The organism is Pseudomonas sp. 8 R 14 (genome assembly GCF_900005955.1).
GTDB classification, from domain to species: Bacteria; Pseudomonadota; Gammaproteobacteria; order Pseudomonadales; family Pseudomonadaceae; genus Aquipseudomonas; species Aquipseudomonas marginalis.
Map to the genome: position 1 here is coordinate 119,019 of NZ_CVTH01000077.1, position 15,465 is coordinate 134,483.

Sequence of the window (15,465 nt, forward strand, 5' to 3'; positions counted from 1 at the left end):
ACGACTCCCTTGATGATTCGACGGCTTTTACCGTTTTTCCTGCTGGGAGCCCTGGCCTTGAGCGGCTGCGCCACGGTGAGTACCCCGCGCATACCCAGCGATGCCCTGCCGGCCGCCCAATCGTCGTTCGGCCGCTCGATCCAGGCCCAGGCCGCGCCTTACCAGGGCCGTTCAGGTTTTCGCCTGCTGCCCAACAGCAGCGAAGCCTTCATGGCCCGCGCCGAGCTGATCCGCAATGCCCAGACCAGCCTTGACCTGCAGTACTACATCGTCCACGACGGCATCAGCACGCGGATGCTGGTGGATGAACTGCTCAAGGCCGCCGACCGTGGCGTGCGCGTGCGCATCCTGCTGGATGACACCACCAGCGACGGCCTCGACCAGATCATCGCCACCCTCGCCGCCCACCCCAAGATCGAGATTCGCCTGTTCAACCCCCTGCACCTGGGACGCAGCACCGGTGTGACGCGCGCCATGGGCCGCCTGTTCAACCTGTCGCTGCAACACCGGCGCATGCACAACAAGCTGTGGCTGGCGGACAACAGCGTGGCCATCGTCGGTGGGCGCAACCTGGGGGATGAGTATTTCGACGCCGAGCCCAACCTGAACTTCACCGATATCGACATGCTCAGCGTGGGGCCGGTGGCCGAGCAACTCGGGCACAGTTTCGATCAGTACTGGAACAGCGCCCTGAGCAAACCCATTGATGATTTCGTCTCCAATACGCCCTCCAAAGGTGACCTGGCCGCCGCGCGCCTGAGCCTGGAGGCGTCGCTGGCCGAATCGCGCCAGCAGAAGCACGCGCTGTACGCGCGCCTGCGCACCTACCAGACCCAGCCGCGCATGGACATCTGGCGCCGCGAACTGATCTGGGCCTGGAACCAGGCGTTGTGGGACGCACCCAGCAAGGTGCTGTCCAAGGCCGACCCGGACCCGCACCTGCTGCTGACCACGCAACTGGCCCCGGAGCTGGAAGGCGTCAACCATGAACTGATGATGATCTCGGCGTACTTCGTGCCGGGACAGCCCGGGCTGGTGTACCTGACGGGGCGCGCCGACGCGGGCGTATCGGTGAGCTTGTTGACCAACTCCCTTGAAGCCACCGACGTGCCTGCCGTACATGGCGGCTATGCACCGTACCGCAAGGCGCTGCTGGAGCACGGGGTAAAACTCTACGAGCTACGCCGCCAACCGGGTGACGGCGGCGGCAGCGGCCCGCACCTGTTTCGTCGAGGCACGTTCCGCGGCTCGGACTCGAGCCTGCACAGCAAGGCGATGATCTTTGATCGGCAAAAATCGTTTGTCGGCTCTTTCAATTTCGACCCGCGCTCCGTGCTGTGGAACACCGAGGTCGGCGTGCTGGTGGACAGCCCCGAACTGGCGGAACACGTGCGCAATCTCGCCCTGCAAGGCATGGCGCCGGCCCTGAGCTACGAGGCGAAACTGCAGGACGGCAACGTGGTATGGGTGACCGAGGACAACGGCCAACTGCACACCCTGACCCGTGAACCGGGCAGTTGGTGGCGACGGTTCAATGCCTGGTTCGCCACCTCGGTCGGCCTGGAACGCATGCTCTAGGAACAGCGAGGATCAAGCCGGCTGAGCAGCACCGAATGCGCCTTGGCGCAGCAACAGCACCACCAAGCCCAATGCCCCGGCCGCCATCAGCCACGGCAGCGCGTGCCCGCTGATCCATTGGCTGCCGGCGCCGGCTACCAGCGGGCCGATCAGGCAACCGATGCCCCACAACTGCGCGATGTGGGCATTGGCACGCACCAGCGCATCGTCACGATAACGCTCGCCGATCAGGATCAGCGACAACGTGAACAACCCGCCGGCACTGGCGCCGAACAGCACCCATATTGGCCAGATCAGTAGCGTGTGCATCAGCAACGGAACCGCCAGGCTCGATGCCAGCAACAGCAGTGCGCAACTCAAAAACAGCGTGCGTCGTGGCAGATAATCCGCCAGTGCCCCGATGGGCAGCTGCAGCAGCGCGTCCCCGACCACCACCGTGCTGACCATCGTCAAGGCAATTTCGGCAGTGAAGCCCTGTTGCAGGCAATACACCGGCAGCAGCGTCAGGATCATCGCCTCAAACGCGGCAAACAGCGCCACCGCCCAGGCAATCGCCGGCAGGCTCAGGCAGAAGCGCCACAGGTCCGCGAAGGTCACGCTGAACGATTCGGCACTGGGCGCACCAGAGCGACCCAGCAATGCCAACGGAGCCACCACCAGCAGGCCAACGCCGACCCAGAAACCATAGTCATGGTCGGTACCGATCAGGCCCAGCAGCAACGGGCCCGAGAGCTGGCTCAAGGCATAACTGCAGCCATACAGCGCCACCAGCCGGCCACGCCACTGCTCCACCACCAACTGGTTGATCCAGCTTTCACCGAGGATAAACACGATGGTCAGGATCACCCCGATCATCAGGCGCAACGCCAGCCATATCGGGTAGCTGGGCAGAATGGCCAGCAAACCGATGGACACCGCGCCAGCCCACAGGCACAGACGCATGAGATTCGCGGTGCCGAGCCAGGCGGCCAGACGGCTGGAGACCTTGGCGCCGAGCAATACGCCAAAGGCCGGCATGGCGGCCATAACGCCAATAGCGAAACTGCCGTAGCCCCAGCCCTCAAGGCGCAGGGAGACCAGCGGCATGCTGACGCCCAGGGCCAGGCCGACACTGAGCACCGAGGCCAGGACGGCGAAATAGGTCGCCCAACGCATTGCCACGCTCCTGTGGATAATCATGGGTTCACACAAAACAGTGTGGGAGGGGGCTTGCTCCCGATTGCGGTGGATCAGTGAGCACTGTTAGTGCCTGACACACTGCTATCGGGGGCAAGCCCCCTCCCACATTTGCCTGCGGTGTTGCTTACAGCTTGATCCAGGTCGCCTTCAGCTCGGTGTACTTGTCGAACGCATGCAGCGACTTGTCGCGACCATTACCCGACTGCTTGAAGCCGCCAAACGGTGCGGTCATGTCGCCGCCGTCGTATTGGTTGACCCACACGCTACCGGCACGCAGGGCCTTGGCGGTGAGGTGCGCCTTGGAAATGTCCGACGTCCACACCGCAGCGGCGAGGCCGTATTGGGTGTCGTTGGCGATCTTGATCGCTTCCTCGGCGCCGTCAAAGGTGATCACCGACAGCACCGGGCCGAAGATCTCTTCCTGGGCGATTCTCATGGCGTTGGTTACACCGTCGAAAATCGTCGGCTCGACGTAGGTGCCGCCCGTCTCTTCCAGGATGCGCTTGCCACCCGCCACCAACTTGGCGCCGTCAGTGTGGCCGGCTTCGATGTACGACAGCACGGTGTTCATCTGCTGGGTGTCCACCAGGGCACCGACGTTGGTCGCCGGGTCCAGCGGGTTGCCGGGCTTCCAGCCCTTGAGGGCCTCGATCACCAGCGGCAGGAAGGTGTCCTTGATCGAACGTTCCACCAGCAGGCGCGAACCGGCAGTGCAGACTTCACCCTGGTTGAAGGCGATGGCGCTGGCAGCGGATTCGGCAGCGGCTTGCAGGTTCGGAGCATCGGCAAAAACGATGTTCGGGCTCTTGCCGCCGGCTTCCAGCCATACACGCTTCATGTTCGATTCGCCGGAGCGGATCAACAGTTGCTTGGCGATCTTGGTCGAACCGGTGAACACCAGTGTGTCGACGTCCATGTGCAGCGCCAGCGCATTGCCGACGGTGTGGCCGTAGCCCGGCAGCACGTTGAACACGCCTTTCGGAATACCGGCTTCAACGGCCAGGGCCGCGATGCGGATGGCGGTGAGTGGAGATTTTTCGGACGGCTTGAGGATCACCGAGTTACCGGTGGACAGCGCCGGGCCGAGTTTCCAGCAGGCCATCATCAGCGGGAAGTTCCACGGCACGATGGCACCCACCACGCCGACCGGCTCGCGGGTCACCAGACCCAACTGATCGTGCGGGGTGGCTGCGACTTCGTCGTAGATCTTGTCGATTGCCTCGCCGCTCCAGCTCAGGGCATTTGCCGCGCCGGGTACGTCAATGTTCAGGGAGTCACTGATCGGCTTGCCCATGTCCAGGGTTTCGAGCAGCGCCAGTTCTTCGGCATTGGCCTTGAGCAGCGCGGCGAAACGGATCATGGTGGCTTTGCGTTTGGCCGGCGCGAGGCGCGACCAGACACCGGAATTGAAGGTGGCGCGGGCATTTTCTACGGCGCGCTGGGCATCGGCGGCGTCACAACTGGCAACACTGGTCAGCAGGCGACCATCGACCGGGCTGATGCATTCGAAGGTGTCGCCGGAAACAGCAGCGGTGTATTCGCCATTGATGTAGGCGCGGCCTTCGATCTTCAGATCCTTGGCGCGTTGTTCCCAGTCGGCACGGGTCAGGGTGGTCATGCGAGTGTCCTCCTCTTATTGAATACAAGGGCCAGGCGATGTCCCCCGGCAGCCTCAAAGAATGCTTGCCCGCCAGCCAGCTGTTCGGCTCAAAGGCAGCTGCCACCCTAAACCAGCGGCCAGGGATGTTTCAATATATTTGACATAACCGCGGTAAACGCCCTTGCGATGTTCATTTTAATAAACATAGACTTTGGCTCTCCAACCGCAGGCCAGACGGGACACGCACATGAGCATCCAGGACATCGTCGACTTCAGCCAGGCCAACACCGCCCCAGACCGCTACCGCCCTGCCGCAGAAAAAATCCTCAAGGGCGATCCCGAACAAACGGTGTACAACCATTACAACAGCCCGTGCGGCCAGATGAACGCCGGTGTCTGGGAAGGTGAGGTCGGGCAGTGGCAGGTCAACTACAGCGAGCATGAGTATTGCGAGATCGTGCAGGGCGTCTCTGTATTGCGCGACGCCGAGGGCAATGCGAAGACCTTGCGTGCCGGCGACCGCTTCGTGATCCCCGCCGGCTTCAGCGGCACCTGGGAAGTGCTGGAGCCGTGCCGCAAGATCTACGTGGTGTTCGAGCAGAAAGCCTGATCAGTAAATCCGACGCAAAAAAAAGCCCGTATCGTGAGATACGGGCTTTTTTCACAAGGAGGAAAATCAATTACTTGATTTTGCCTTCTTTGTAGATCACGTGCTTGCGAACGCGCGGGTCGAACATTTTCTTTTCGAGCTTGTCCGGGGTAGTACGCTTGTTCTTGTCGGTAGTGTAGAAGTGACCAGTACCGGCGCTAGAGATCATTCGAATCAATTCACGCATGATAGAGCTCCTTAGATCTTGCCAGCGGCGCGGATTTCGGCCAGCACGACAGTGATGCCACGCTTGTCGATAATACGCATGCCTTTGGCAGATACACGCAGGCGAACAAAACGTTTCTCTTCTTCAACCCAGAAGCGGTGATGCTGCAGGTTCGGCAGGAAACGACGACGGGTTTTGTTATTTGCGTGGGAAATGTTATTCCCAGTCACCGGACCCTTACCGGTAACTTGACAGACTCTCGACATGCCTCAGCCCTCTAAAACCACATGCCCAACCCGGCATGGGTTGGCCGCTTAATCTCTCAGTCATTTGGCGCCAGGCGCCGCGTTTCTTTAGGGTCTTACCGGCTACACCTACAAGCGAAGGAACCGGGCCCCTAGAAAAGAGCGCTGCTTTATACCAGAAAGACCCATGTGCAACAACAGCCCGTGTATTTTTACCGGCGTAAATCTCGGCGACAGACGCCCGAACCGTTGCCAGGAGGGGCCGCTGTAACAACCGACCGCTCGTCGCACAGAATGATTTACAGCGCTCGCGCGCGCAGCAAAGCGCACAGCGAAACGCGCTGGGGTGCCATCAAAACAGTATTTGAAGCAAAAGCACAGGCAAAAATGGGCTAGTCATTTATCAACCAGACCACTACGGTAGGGCTTTTCCAGACTGCACTCGCAGATGGGCCTTCGATCTGCAAAGGAAACCGAACATGCGCCTCGCTGCCCTACCGCTATTGCTAGCCCCTCTATTTATCGCGCCGCTGGCCTCTGCCGCCAGCAACTTGAGCGTCTGCACCGAGGCCAGCCCCGAAGGGTTCGATGTGGTGCAATACAACTCGCTGACCACCACCAACGCCTCGGCCGATGTGCTGATGAATCGCCTGGTGGACTACGACGCGGCCAGCGGCAAACTGGTGCCCAGCCTGGCGGACAGCTGGGACGTCTCGCCGGATGGCCTGACCTATACCTTCAAGCTGCACCCGGACGTGAAATTCCATCGCACCGAGTATTTCACCCCAAGCCGCACCCTGACCGCCGAAGACGTGCGCTTCAGCTTCGAACGCATGCTCGACCCGGCCAACCCGTGGCACAAGATCGCCCAGAGCGGCTTCCCCCACGCCCAGTCCCTGCAATTGCCAACGCTGGTCAAGAAGATCGATGCCCTCGACCCGCTGACCGTGCGCTTTACCCTCGATCACGCCGACTCCACCTTCCTCGCGGCCCTGAGCATGGGCTTTGCCTCGATCTACCCGGCGGAATACGCCGACAAACTGCTCAAGGCCGGCACGCCGGAGAAGCTCAACAGCCAGCCGATCGGCACCGGGCCGTTCATCTTCAGCCGTTTCCAGAAAGATGCCGTGGTGCGCTACAAGGCCAACCCGGACTATTTTGCCGGCAAACCGGCTGTGGATAACTTGATCTTCGCCATTACCCCGGACGCCAACGTGCGCCTGCAGAAACTGCATCGCAACGAATGCCAGATCGCCCTGTCGCCCAAGCCCCTGGATGTGGGCGAGGCCGAAAAGGACCCCGCACTCAAGGTAGAAAAAACCGCAGCATTCATGACCGCATTCGTGGCCATCAACAGCCAGCACCCACCGTTGGACAAGCCCGAGGTGCGCCAGGCCATTAACCTGGCCTTCGACAAGGGCAGCTACCTCAAGGCGGTGTTTGAAGGCACCGCCGAAGCCGCCAACGGCCCGTACCCGCCCAATACCTGGAGCTACGCCAAAGACTTGCCGGGTTATCCACAGGACCTCGCCAAGGCCAAGGCCTTGCTGGACCGTGCCGGCCTCAAGGACGGCTTCAAGACCACCCTCTGGACGCGCCCCACCGGCAGCCTGCTGAACCCTAACCCGAACCTCGGCGCGCAACTGCTGCAGGCGGACCTGGCCAAGGTGGGCATCCAGGCCGAGATCCGCGTGATCGAATGGGGCGAGCTGATTCGCCGCGCCAAAGCGGGTGAACACGACCTGCTGTTCATGGGCTGGGCCGGCGACAACGGCGACCCGGATAACTTCCTGACCCCACAGTTTTCCTGCGCGGCGGTTAAATCCGGCACCAACTTCGCCCGCTACTGTGACCCGACGCTGGACAAGCTGATCAGCGCCGGCAAGACCACCAGCGAACAAGGTGTACGCAGCAAGCTGTACCAGCAGGCCCAGGCGCAGATCCAGCAACAGGCGCTGTGGTTGCCGCTGGCGCACCCGACGGCGTTCGCCCTGGCGCGCAAGAGCGTCGAGGGCTACCAGGTGAGCCCATTCGGGCGCCAGGATTTCTCGAAGGTCAGCGTCAAGCCCTAAGCTGCAAGCTGCAAGCTGCAAGCTGCAAGCTGCAAGCTGCAAGCTGCAAGCTGCAAGCTGCAAGCTGCAAGCTGCAAGCTGCAAGCTGCAAGCCCGTTTGAGGCTTGCAGCTGTTCCGTCCTACATCCACCCATATTCCGCCATCGACAACGGATCACCGTCCCCCACGATGATGTGATCCAGTACCCGCACATCCACCACTTCCAGGGCCTTTTGCAGCAGCTTGGTCAATTTTCGATCAGCCGCGCTGGGCTCCACGCTCCCGGAAGGATGGTTGTGACACAGAATCAACGCCGCCGCGTTATAGGCCAGGGCGCGCTTGACCACTTGCCGCGGGTAGACCACGGCAGCGTCGATGGTCCCCTCGGACAACACTTCGAACCCCAGCACCCGATGCTTTGAATCGAGAAACAGGCAGCCGAAAACTTCATGGGGCTCATGGCGCAACAGCGACTTGAGGTAATTGCGCACGGCCACCGGGCTTTCCAGCACCGAATCGCTGCGCAGGCGTTCGGCCATATGGCGCCGGGACATTTCCAGTACCGCCTGCAACTGCGCAAACTTCGCCGGCCCCAAGCCCAATTGCTGGCTGAACACCGCCTGGCTGGCTTCCAGCAGCGGGCGCAAACCGCCAAATTGCGCCAGCAGATGGCGCGCCAGGTCCACCGCGCTCCTGCCGGTTACCCCGGTGCGCAGGAAGATCGCCAGCAATTCAGCATCGGACAGACTCGCAGCACCCCACTCCAAAAGCTTCTCTCGCGGCCGCTCTGCCGCCGGCCAATCACGAATACTCATTCCACCTCCCTGTGCATGTGCGCCGCTGTTGCGGGGCGGGCGCTGTGTTATCGTAGGCCCTCTTTTTTGCGTGCGATTTCACCTGGGGAGGGGGCATCGCAGGCGTCACTGAACTGGCTTCACTGAACTGGAAAGGCAAACCAATGCAGCGTCTGTATCGGAAACGCATCGTTCTCGGCGTCGGCGGCGGCATTGCCGCCTACAAGAGCGCAGAGCTGGTCCGCAGGCTTCTCGACCAGGGCGCTGAAGTGCGCGTGGTCATGACCCGCGGCGGCAGTGAGTTCATTACTCCGCTGACCATGCAGGCCTTGTCCGGACACCCGGTTCACCTGGACCTGCTGGACCCGGCAGCCGAAGCCGCCATGGGTCATATCGAACTTGCCAAGTGGGCCGACCTGGTACTGATCGCCCCAGCCACCGCCGACCTGATTGCGCGCCTGGCGCAAGGCATTGCCGATGACCTGCTGACCACCCTGGTACTGGCCACCGACGCCACCGTCGCCATCGCCCCGGCCATGAATCAGGCCATGTGGCGCGACCCGGCGACCCAGGCCAACACCCAGCTCCTGCAAAGTCGTGGCCTCAAGGTGTTCGGCCCGGCCTCCGGCAGCCAGGCCTGCGGCGATGTCGGCATGGGCCGCATGCTCGAAGCCACCGACCTGGCATTGTGCGCCGCCGAATGCTTCCAGCACCTGGCCCTGACCGGCCGGCACGTGCTGATTACGGCCGGCCCGACCCAGGAAAACATCGACCCGGTACGCTACATCACCAACCATAGCTCAGGAAAAATGGGCTTTGCCTTGGCGGAAGCCGCGGTCGAGGCAGGCGCACGCGTTACCCTGATCACCGGTCCGGTGCACTTGCCGACCCCCGATCGCGTCACGCGAATCGACGTAGTCAGCGCCCGGGACATGCTGGCCGCCTGTGAGGCCGCCATTCCCTGTGACCTGTTTATCGCTTCGGCAGCGGTTGCAGACTACCGCCCTGAAGTCGTCGCCCCGCAAAAGCTCAAGAAAGACCCTACGAGCGGTGACGGGCTGCTCCTGCAAATGGTGCGCAACCCGGACATCCTGGCCACAATCGCCACGCGTCCGGACCGCCCGTTCAGTGTCGGCTTTGCCGCCGAGACCGAGCACCTGCTGGACTACGCCGCACGCAAACTGAAAGACAAAAACCTCGACCTGATCGTTGCCAATGATGTCGCCAACCCGAGCATCGGCTTCAACAGCGAGGAAAACGCCTGCAGCGTGATCGACCGCGAGCTGCACGCCACTCTTTTCGCCCAGACCAGCAAAGGCAAGATTGCCCGCCAACTGATCTCTTTTATCGCCCAACGGCTGAACCAGGTTTAATTTCCATGCACGCTTTGCAAGCCAAGATCCTCGACCCCCGCATCGGCACCGAATTCCCGCTGCCGGCCTACGCCACCCCAGGTTCCGCCGGCCTGGACCTGCGCGCCATGCTCAAGCAAGACACCGTCCTTGAACCGGGCCAGACCGTCCTGATTCCCACCGGCCTGTCGATCTATGTCGGCGACCCGGGCCTGGCGGCGCTGATCCTGCCGCGCTCCGGCCTGGGCCACAAACACGGCATCGTGCTGGGTAACCTGGTAGGCCTGATCGACTCGGACTACCAAGGCGAGTTGATGGTGTCGTGCTGGAATCGTGGCCAGACGGCGTTCAACATCGTTGTCGGCGAGCGCATTGCCCAGCTTGTATTGGTGCCGGTGGTGCAGGCGCGCTTCGAACTGGTGCAGGATTTCGACGAAACCCAACGCGGCGCAGGCGGTTTTGGGCATTCCGGCAGTCACTGACTACGCTGAACCTGGCCGGGCGCTTTTGCCCGGCTCGATGCCCCCGCAAGGCTTTTCAGGATGAAGAATGCGCGGACTTTATCAGCGAGATTTCCCATTTGAAATCAATGCATTACGCAGGAATAAAGACAGGGGCCAAGCTCCGATGGCACTTTTGCACCACGAACTCTCTGCCGAAAACACCGTCATACCCTTCAGTTTGAGCCTGCCGGTCAGCCACATTAAGGCCAGCCTTGCCCCCCTTGAGATGGAGTTTCCCCCCGCGATGAGTACCGCAGCCCGAGTAGCCCCGACATTCCCCGACAGCATCTTTCGCGCCTATGACATTCGTGGCGTAGTCCCCAAGACCCTGACCGCCGAAACCGCCTACTGGATTGGCCGCGCCATTGGTTCCCAGAGCCTGGCCCAGGACGAGCCGAACGTCTCGGTCGGTCGTGACGGTCGCCTGTCCGGTCCGGAACTGGTGGAACAACTGATCCAGGGCCTGGCCGACAGCGGCTGCCATGTCAGCGATGTGGGCCTGGTGCCCACTCCCGCGCTGTACTACGCCGCCAATGTACTGGCCGGCAAATCCGGGGTAATGCTGACCGGCAGCCATAACCCGTCGGACTACAACGGCTTCAAGATCGTCATCGCCGGCGACACCCTGGCCAACGAACAGATCCAGGCCCTGCACACCCGCCTGAAGACCAACGACCTGACCAGCGGCAAAGGCAGCATCACCAAAGTTGACATCCTGCAGCGCTACTCTGATGAAATCACCGGCGACGTCAAACTCGCACGCCGCCTCAAAGTGGTGGTGGACTGCGGCAACGGCGCGGCCGGCGTGATCGCCCCGCAGCTGCTCGAAGCCTTGAACTGCGAAGTGATCCCGCTGTTCTGCGAAGTCGACGGCAACTTCCCCAACCACCACCCGGACCCAGGCAAACCGGAAAACCTGGTGGACCTGATCGCCAAGGTCAAGGAAACCGGTGCTGACGTCGGCCTGGCCTTTGACGGCGACGGCGACCGTGTAGGCGTAGTGACCGAAACCGGCGAGATCGTATTCCCGGACCGCCTGCTGATGCTGTTCGCCCGCGATGTGGTGGCACGCAACCCGGGTGCCGAGATCATTTTCGACGTGAAGTGCACCCGCCGCCTCACCCCGCTGATCAAGGAATATGGTGGCCGTCCGCTAATGTGGAAGACCGGTCACTCGTTGATCAAAAAGAAAATGAAGGAAACCGGCGCGCTGTTGGCCGGCGAAATGAGCGGCCACGTGTTCTTCAAGGAGCGCTGGTTCGGGTTTGACGACGGCATTTACAGCGCCGCCCGTCTGCTGGAGATCCTCAGCAAGGAAAAATCCACCTGCGATTCGCTGTTTCAGACCTTCCCGAATGATATTTCTACGCCAGAGATCAATATCCATGTGACCGAGGAGAGCAAATTCAGCATCATTGACGCACTGCACGATGCGCAATGGGGTGAAGGCGCCCACCTGACCACCATTGATGGTGTGCGAGTCGATTACGCCAAGGGCTGGGGCCTGGTTCGCGCGTCCAACACCACACCGGTGCTGGTGCTGCGTTTCGAGGCGGATACCGAGGCTGAGTTGCAGCGCATCAAGGACGTGTTCCACGCCCAGTTGAAACGTGTTGCCCCTGATCTCCAATTACCGTTCTGATTTTTACCGGAGCCCTGAATGACCCTCGAACGCGAAGCCGCTGCCAACACCGCCAAGGTCCTGTCCGAAGCGTTGCCTTATATTCGACGCTACGTCGGCAAGACGCTGGTGATCAAGTACGGCGGCAATGCCATGGAAAGCGACGAGCTGAAAACCGGCTTTGCCCGCGACATCGTGTTGATGAAAGCCGTGGGAATCAACCCCGTGGTGGTCCACGGCGGCGGCCCGCAGATCGGCGACCTGCTCAAGCGCTTGTCGATCGAGAGTCACTTCATCGATGGCATGCGCGTCACTGACGCGCAGACCATGGACGTGGTGGAGATGGTCCTCGGCGGCCAGGTGAACAAAGACATCGTCAACCTGATCAACCGTCATGGCGGCAGCGCCATTGGCCTGACCGGCAAGGACGCCGAGCTGATCCGCGCGAAAAAACTGACCGTTACCCGTCAGACGCCGGAAATGACCCAGCCGGAAATCATCGATATCGGTCAGGTAGGCGAAGTGATCGGCATCAACACCGACCTGCTGAACCTGCTGGTCAAGGGCGACTTCATCCCGGTGATCGCGCCGATCGGCGTGGGTGCCAACGGTGAGTCCTACAACATCAACGCCGACCTGGTGGCGGGCAAGGTGGCCGAAGCATTGAAGGCTGAAAAGCTGATGCTGCTGACCAACATTGCCGGCCTGATGGACAAGGAAGGCAAGGTGCTGACCGGTTTGACCACTCAACAAGTGGACGAACTGATCGCCGACGGCACCATCTACGGCGGCATGCTGCCGAAGATCCGTTGCGCGCTGGAAGCGGTGCAAGGCGGCGTCGGCAGCTCGCTGATCCTGGATGGTCGTGTACCGAATGCAATCCTGCTGGAAATCTTCACCGATACGGGTGTGGGCACGCTGATCAGTAACCGCAAGCGCCCTTAAAACGCTGAAAACAAAAAGCCCCGCTCAACCTGGTTGAGCGGGGCTTTTTTATGGTTCGGCGATTACTGAACGCCGAACTGCTCGCGATACGCCTTAACTGCCGGCAAATGCTGCTTGAGCTGCGGGTCGTCTTCCAGGAACTGCAGCACCTGGTTCAATGACACGATACTGACCACTGGAATACCGAAATCACGCTCCACTTCCTGGATCGCCGACAACTCACCGTTGCCACGCTCCTGGCGGTTCAGCGCGATCAGCACACCGGCGGCCTTGGCGCCGTCCTGGGAAGCGATGATCTGCATCACTTCACGGATAGCCGTGCCGGCCGTGATCACGTCATCGATGATCAATACATCGCCGGTAAGCGGCGCGCCCACCAGGCTGCCGCCTTCGCCATGGGCCTTGGCTTCCTTGCGGTTGAAGCACCATGGCAGATCGCGCCCATAATGTTCCGCCAGGGCCACGGCTGTTGCAGCGGCCAGGGGGATACCCTTGTAGGCCGGGCCAAACAGCACGTCGAAGGAAATACCGCTTTCAACGATGGCTGCCGCGTAGAAGCGCCCCAACTGAGCCAGGGCCGAGCCCGAGTTGAACAAGCCTGCATTGAAGAAATACGGGCTGGTGCGCCCGGACTTGAGGGTGAACTCACCGAAGCGCAAAACCCCGCGATCGATGGCAAAACGAATGAAATCGCGTTGATACGCCTGCATGAAAAAAACCTCAGATACCACGGATTTAGCTAATTAGGTAGACGGCGTGTATCATACACGCACGCGATTTTTGGGGCCATTTATGCGGATCATCAGTGTGAACGTTAATGGTATTCAGGCTGCAGTCGAGCGTGGTTTGCTCAGTTGGCTGCAAGCTCAGAATGCCGACGTCATCTGCCTGCAGGACACCCGCGCCTCCGCCTTTGAACTGGACGACCCAGCCTTCCAACTGGATGGCTACTTCCTTTATGCCTGCGATGCCGAAGTGCCCACCCAAGGTGGCGTGGCTTTGTACTCGCGGTTGCAACCCAAGGCGGTCATCAGCGGCCTCGGCTTCGAGACAGCCGACCGCTACGGGCGCTACCTGCAAGCCGATTTCGACAAGGTCAGCATCGCGACCTTGCTGCTTCCTTCGGGGCAGAACGGCGATGAAGACTTGAACCAGAAGTTCAAGCTAATGGACGATTTCGCCCGTTACCTGGATAAACAGCGACGCAAACGTCGCGAGTACATTTACTGTGGCTCGCTGTACGTGGCGCAACAGAAGCTGGATATCAAGAACTGGCGTGACAGCCAGCAATCCCCGGGCTTCCTGGCGCCGGAACGGGCCTGGATGGACGAGATTGTCGGCAACATGGGCTATGTGGATGCGCTGCGCGAAGTCAGCCGCGAAGGTGACCAGTACAGCTGGTGGCCAGACAATGAACAGGCTGAGATGCTCAACCTGGGCTGGCGCTTCGACTACCAGTTGCTGACCCCGGGTCTGCGCCGGTTCGTTCGCAGTGCACGCCTGCCGCGCCAGCCGCGCTTCTCGCAGCACGCGCCGCTGATCGTGGACTATGACTGGACACTGACCATCTAGGGTCTTTATCCAGGCACAAAAAAACCGACATCGCTGTCGGTTTTTTTGTGGGTGTCGATTATTTGACCAGGCGCCAGGTCAAGGGATAGCGATAGGCGATCCCTTTGTTGGCTTTGATTGCGCCGATGATCGTCAGCACCACGCTTGCGATGACCAAGGCCGTCATCAGGAAAAACCCAATGACCGCGAAGGCCAGCACGATGCAAATGATCCAGGCGATGGCTACGGTGATCTGGAAATTCAGTGCCTCCTTGCCCTGGTCGTCAATGAACGGATCCACTTCTTTTTTCATCTGCCACAGGATCAGCGGCCCCACGACGCTGCCGAAGGGGAATACAAACCCCAGGAACGCAGCAAGATGGCACAACATTGCCCCCTGACGCACCTCGTAGGAAGGCGTAGGCACCGGCATTTGGCTGTCATTCATGGCGCTTCTCCTTGAGGCGTACTCAGTCAGCCAGTGCGGCGTTCTGCAGTTCGAAGATCTCAGTCATGCCTTTCTGGGCCAGGGCCAGCATGGCGTTCAGCTCGGCCGGCTGGAATGGCGCACCTTCGGCGGTGCCCTGCACTTCGATGAAACCACCGGTGCTGGTCATCACTACGTTCAGATCGGTCTCGGCAGCCGAGTCTTCCAGGTAATCCAGGTCCAGCACCGGCTCGCCCTGGTACATGCCCACCGATACGGCGGCGATCATCTGCTTCAGTGGGTCGCCGCCTTTCAGGCCGCCGCGCTTCTTGATGACTTTAAGCGCGTCGACCAGCGCCACCATGGCGCCGGTGATGGAGGCGGTGCGCGTACCGCCATCGGCCTGGATCACGTCGCAGTCGACGTAGAGAGTCACGTCGCCCAGCTTGGTCATATCCAGGGCCGCGCGCAGGGAGCGCCCGATCAGGCGCTGGATTTCCAGGGTACGGCCGCCTTGCTTGCCACGGCTGGCTTCACGCTGGTTACGCTCGCCGGTGGCGCGTGGCAGCATGCCATATTCGGCGGTCAGCCAACCCTGGCCCTGGCCCTTGAGGAAGCGCGGCACGCCATTTTCAACGCTGACGGTGCAGATAACCTTGGTATCGCCAAACTCGACCAGTACGGATCCCTCGGCGTGTTTGGTGTAGTTGCGGGTGATGCGGATCGAGCGGAGCTGATCGGCAACGCGACCACTTGGACGTTTCATAGGGGATACCTGTACTGAGGACGAAAAACTGCCGAGC

15 protein-coding genes and 1 pseudogene are annotated in these 15,465 nt (G+C 61.1%); 8 read left to right on the plus strand and 8 right to left on the minus strand.

The window, feature by feature from the left end:
* Positions 1-12: 12 nt before the first annotated feature.
* On the plus strand, positions 13-1,578 hold the full coding sequence (locus tag BFQ01_RS20740) for a phospholipase D family protein (RefSeq protein WP_065926708.1): 1,566 nt from the start codon (positions 13-15) through the stop codon (positions 1,576-1,578).
* Positions 1,579-1,590: 12 nt separating this feature from the next.
* Here BFQ01_RS20740 and BFQ01_RS20745 read toward each other — a convergent pair whose 3' ends face one another.
* Both BFQ01_RS20745 and BFQ01_RS20750 read right to left on the minus strand, forming a co-directional pair.
* Entirely contained in the window at positions 1,591-2,733 is a 1,143-nt protein-coding gene (locus BFQ01_RS20745) for an MFS transporter (RefSeq protein ID WP_065926709.1), read from the minus strand.
* Positions 2,734-2,881: 148 nt separating this feature from the next.
* On the minus strand, positions 2,882-4,375 hold the full coding sequence (locus BFQ01_RS20750; RefSeq protein WP_027608295.1) for an aldehyde dehydrogenase: 1,494 nt from the start codon (positions 4,373-4,375) through the stop codon (positions 2,882-2,884).
* Positions 4,376-4,604: 229 nt separating this feature from the next.
* Here BFQ01_RS20750 and BFQ01_RS20755 point away from each other — a divergent pair, with 229 nt between their 5' ends.
* A complete protein-coding gene (locus tag BFQ01_RS20755) occupies positions 4,605-4,967 on the plus strand; it encodes a cupin domain-containing protein (RefSeq protein ID WP_027608294.1) in 363 nt (120 codons plus the stop codon).
* Between the two features lie 70 nt (positions 4,968-5,037).
* On the opposite strand, the gene rpmG is transcribed toward BFQ01_RS20755, so the two are convergent.
* Positions 5,038-5,193, minus strand: coding sequence for a 50S ribosomal protein L33 (rpmG, locus tag BFQ01_RS20760; RefSeq protein WP_003176906.1), 156 nt, complete (start codon positions 5,191-5,193; stop codon positions 5,038-5,040).
* An 11-nt stretch (positions 5,194-5,204) separates the two neighbouring features.
* Positions 5,205-5,438, minus strand: a complete 234-nt coding sequence (gene rpmB / locus BFQ01_RS20765; RefSeq protein WP_003176907.1) for a 50S ribosomal protein L28 — start codon at positions 5,436-5,438, stop codon at positions 5,205-5,207.
* Positions 5,439-5,896: 458 nt separating this feature from the next.
* Here rpmB and BFQ01_RS20770 point away from each other — a divergent pair, with 458 nt between their 5' ends.
* Positions 5,897-7,489 carry an ABC transporter substrate-binding protein gene (locus tag BFQ01_RS20770; RefSeq protein ID WP_065926710.1) on the plus strand — a complete coding sequence of 531 codons (1,593 nt, stop codon included), beginning with the start codon at positions 5,897-5,899 and terminating at the stop codon, positions 7,487-7,489.
* A 120-nt stretch (positions 7,490-7,609) separates the two neighbouring features.
* On the opposite strand, the gene radC is transcribed toward BFQ01_RS20770, so the two are convergent.
* On the minus strand, positions 7,610-8,284 hold the full coding sequence (gene radC, locus BFQ01_RS20775; RefSeq protein ID WP_065926711.1) for a RadC family protein: 675 nt from the start codon (positions 8,282-8,284) through the stop codon (positions 7,610-7,612).
* A gap of 143 nt (positions 8,285-8,427) precedes the next feature.
* Here radC and coaBC point away from each other — a divergent pair, with 143 nt between their 5' ends.
* From coaBC to argB, 4 genes and pseudogenes are all read left to right on the plus strand, one after another.
* On the plus strand, positions 8,428-9,636 hold the full coding sequence (coaBC, locus tag BFQ01_RS20780) for a bifunctional phosphopantothenoylcysteine decarboxylase/phosphopantothenate--cysteine ligase CoaBC (protein WP_027608291.1): 1,209 nt from the start codon (positions 8,428-8,430) through the stop codon (positions 9,634-9,636).
* A 5-nt stretch (positions 9,637-9,641) separates the two neighbouring features.
* Positions 9,642-10,097: a dUTP diphosphatase gene (gene dut / locus BFQ01_RS20785; RefSeq protein ID WP_065926712.1), complete on the plus strand. Its 456-nt coding sequence runs from the start codon at positions 9,642-9,644 to the stop codon at positions 10,095-10,097.
* Positions 10,098-10,338: 241 nt separating this feature from the next.
* Positions 10,339-11,760 (plus strand): annotated as a pseudogene (locus BFQ01_RS20790) (phosphomannomutase/phosphoglucomutase); the annotation flags it as partial.
* Between the two features lie 18 nt (positions 11,761-11,778).
* Positions 11,779-12,684: an acetylglutamate kinase gene (gene argB, locus BFQ01_RS20795; RefSeq protein ID WP_015886532.1), complete on the plus strand. Its 906-nt coding sequence runs from the start codon at positions 11,779-11,781 to the stop codon at positions 12,682-12,684.
* 62 nt (positions 12,685-12,746) lie between these two features.
* Here argB and pyrE read toward each other — a convergent pair whose 3' ends face one another.
* Positions 12,747-13,394: an orotate phosphoribosyltransferase gene (gene pyrE, locus BFQ01_RS20800; protein ID WP_065926713.1), complete on the minus strand. Its 648-nt coding sequence runs from the start codon at positions 13,392-13,394 to the stop codon at positions 12,747-12,749.
* An 82-nt stretch (positions 13,395-13,476) separates the two neighbouring features.
* Here pyrE and BFQ01_RS20805 point away from each other — a divergent pair, with 82 nt between their 5' ends.
* Positions 13,477-14,256: an exodeoxyribonuclease III gene (locus BFQ01_RS20805; protein ID WP_003195493.1), complete on the plus strand. Its 780-nt coding sequence runs from the start codon at positions 13,477-13,479 to the stop codon at positions 14,254-14,256.
* Positions 14,257-14,314: 58 nt separating this feature from the next.
* On the opposite strand, the gene BFQ01_RS20810 is transcribed toward BFQ01_RS20805, so the two are convergent.
* Both BFQ01_RS20810 and rph read right to left on the minus strand, forming a co-directional pair.
* A complete protein-coding gene (locus tag BFQ01_RS20810) occupies positions 14,315-14,683 on the minus strand; it encodes a DUF4870 domain-containing protein (protein WP_027608287.1) in 369 nt (122 codons plus the stop codon).
* A gap of 22 nt (positions 14,684-14,705) precedes the next feature.
* On the minus strand, positions 14,706-15,428 hold the full coding sequence (gene rph / locus BFQ01_RS20815) for a ribonuclease PH (RefSeq protein ID WP_027608286.1): 723 nt from the start codon (positions 15,426-15,428) through the stop codon (positions 14,706-14,708).
* Positions 15,429-15,465 lie beyond the last annotated feature (37 nt).

Coding starts and splice junctions, on each gene's coding strand:
- BFQ01_RS20740 (WP_065926708.1), top strand. CDS start 13: ATGATTCGACGGCTTTTACCGTTTTTCCTGCTGGGAGCCCTGGCCTTG.
- BFQ01_RS20745 (WP_065926709.1), bottom strand. CDS start 2,733: ATGCGTTGGGCGACCTATTTCGCCGTCCTGGCCTCGGTGCTCAGTGTC.
- BFQ01_RS20750 (WP_027608295.1), bottom strand. CDS start 4,375: ATGACCACCCTGACCCGTGCCGACTGGGAACAACGCGCCAAGGATCTG.
- BFQ01_RS20755 (WP_027608294.1), top strand. CDS start 4,605: ATGAGCATCCAGGACATCGTCGACTTCAGCCAGGCCAACACCGCCCCA.
- rpmG (WP_003176906.1), bottom strand. CDS start 5,193: ATGCGTGAATTGATTCGAATGATCTCTAGCGCCGGTACTGGTCACTTC.
- rpmB (WP_003176907.1), bottom strand. CDS start 5,438: ATGTCGAGAGTCTGTCAAGTTACCGGTAAGGGTCCGGTGACTGGGAAT.
- BFQ01_RS20770 (WP_065926710.1), top strand. CDS start 5,897: ATGCGCCTCGCTGCCCTACCGCTATTGCTAGCCCCTCTATTTATCGCG.
- radC (WP_065926711.1), bottom strand. CDS start 8,284: ATGAGTATTCGTGATTGGCCGGCGGCAGAGCGGCCGCGAGAGAAGCTT.
- coaBC (WP_027608291.1), top strand. CDS start 8,428: ATGCAGCGTCTGTATCGGAAACGCATCGTTCTCGGCGTCGGCGGCGGC.
- dut (WP_065926712.1), top strand. CDS start 9,642: ATGCACGCTTTGCAAGCCAAGATCCTCGACCCCCGCATCGGCACCGAA.
- argB (WP_015886532.1), top strand. CDS start 11,779: ATGACCCTCGAACGCGAAGCCGCTGCCAACACCGCCAAGGTCCTGTCC.
- pyrE (WP_065926713.1), bottom strand. CDS start 13,394: ATGCAGGCGTATCAACGCGATTTCATTCGTTTTGCCATCGATCGCGGG.
- BFQ01_RS20805 (WP_003195493.1), top strand. CDS start 13,477: ATGCGGATCATCAGTGTGAACGTTAATGGTATTCAGGCTGCAGTCGAG.
- BFQ01_RS20810 (WP_027608287.1), bottom strand. CDS start 14,683: ATGAATGACAGCCAAATGCCGGTGCCTACGCCTTCCTACGAGGTGCGT.
- rph (WP_027608286.1), bottom strand. CDS start 15,428: ATGAAACGTCCAAGTGGTCGCGTTGCCGATCAGCTCCGCTCGATCCGC.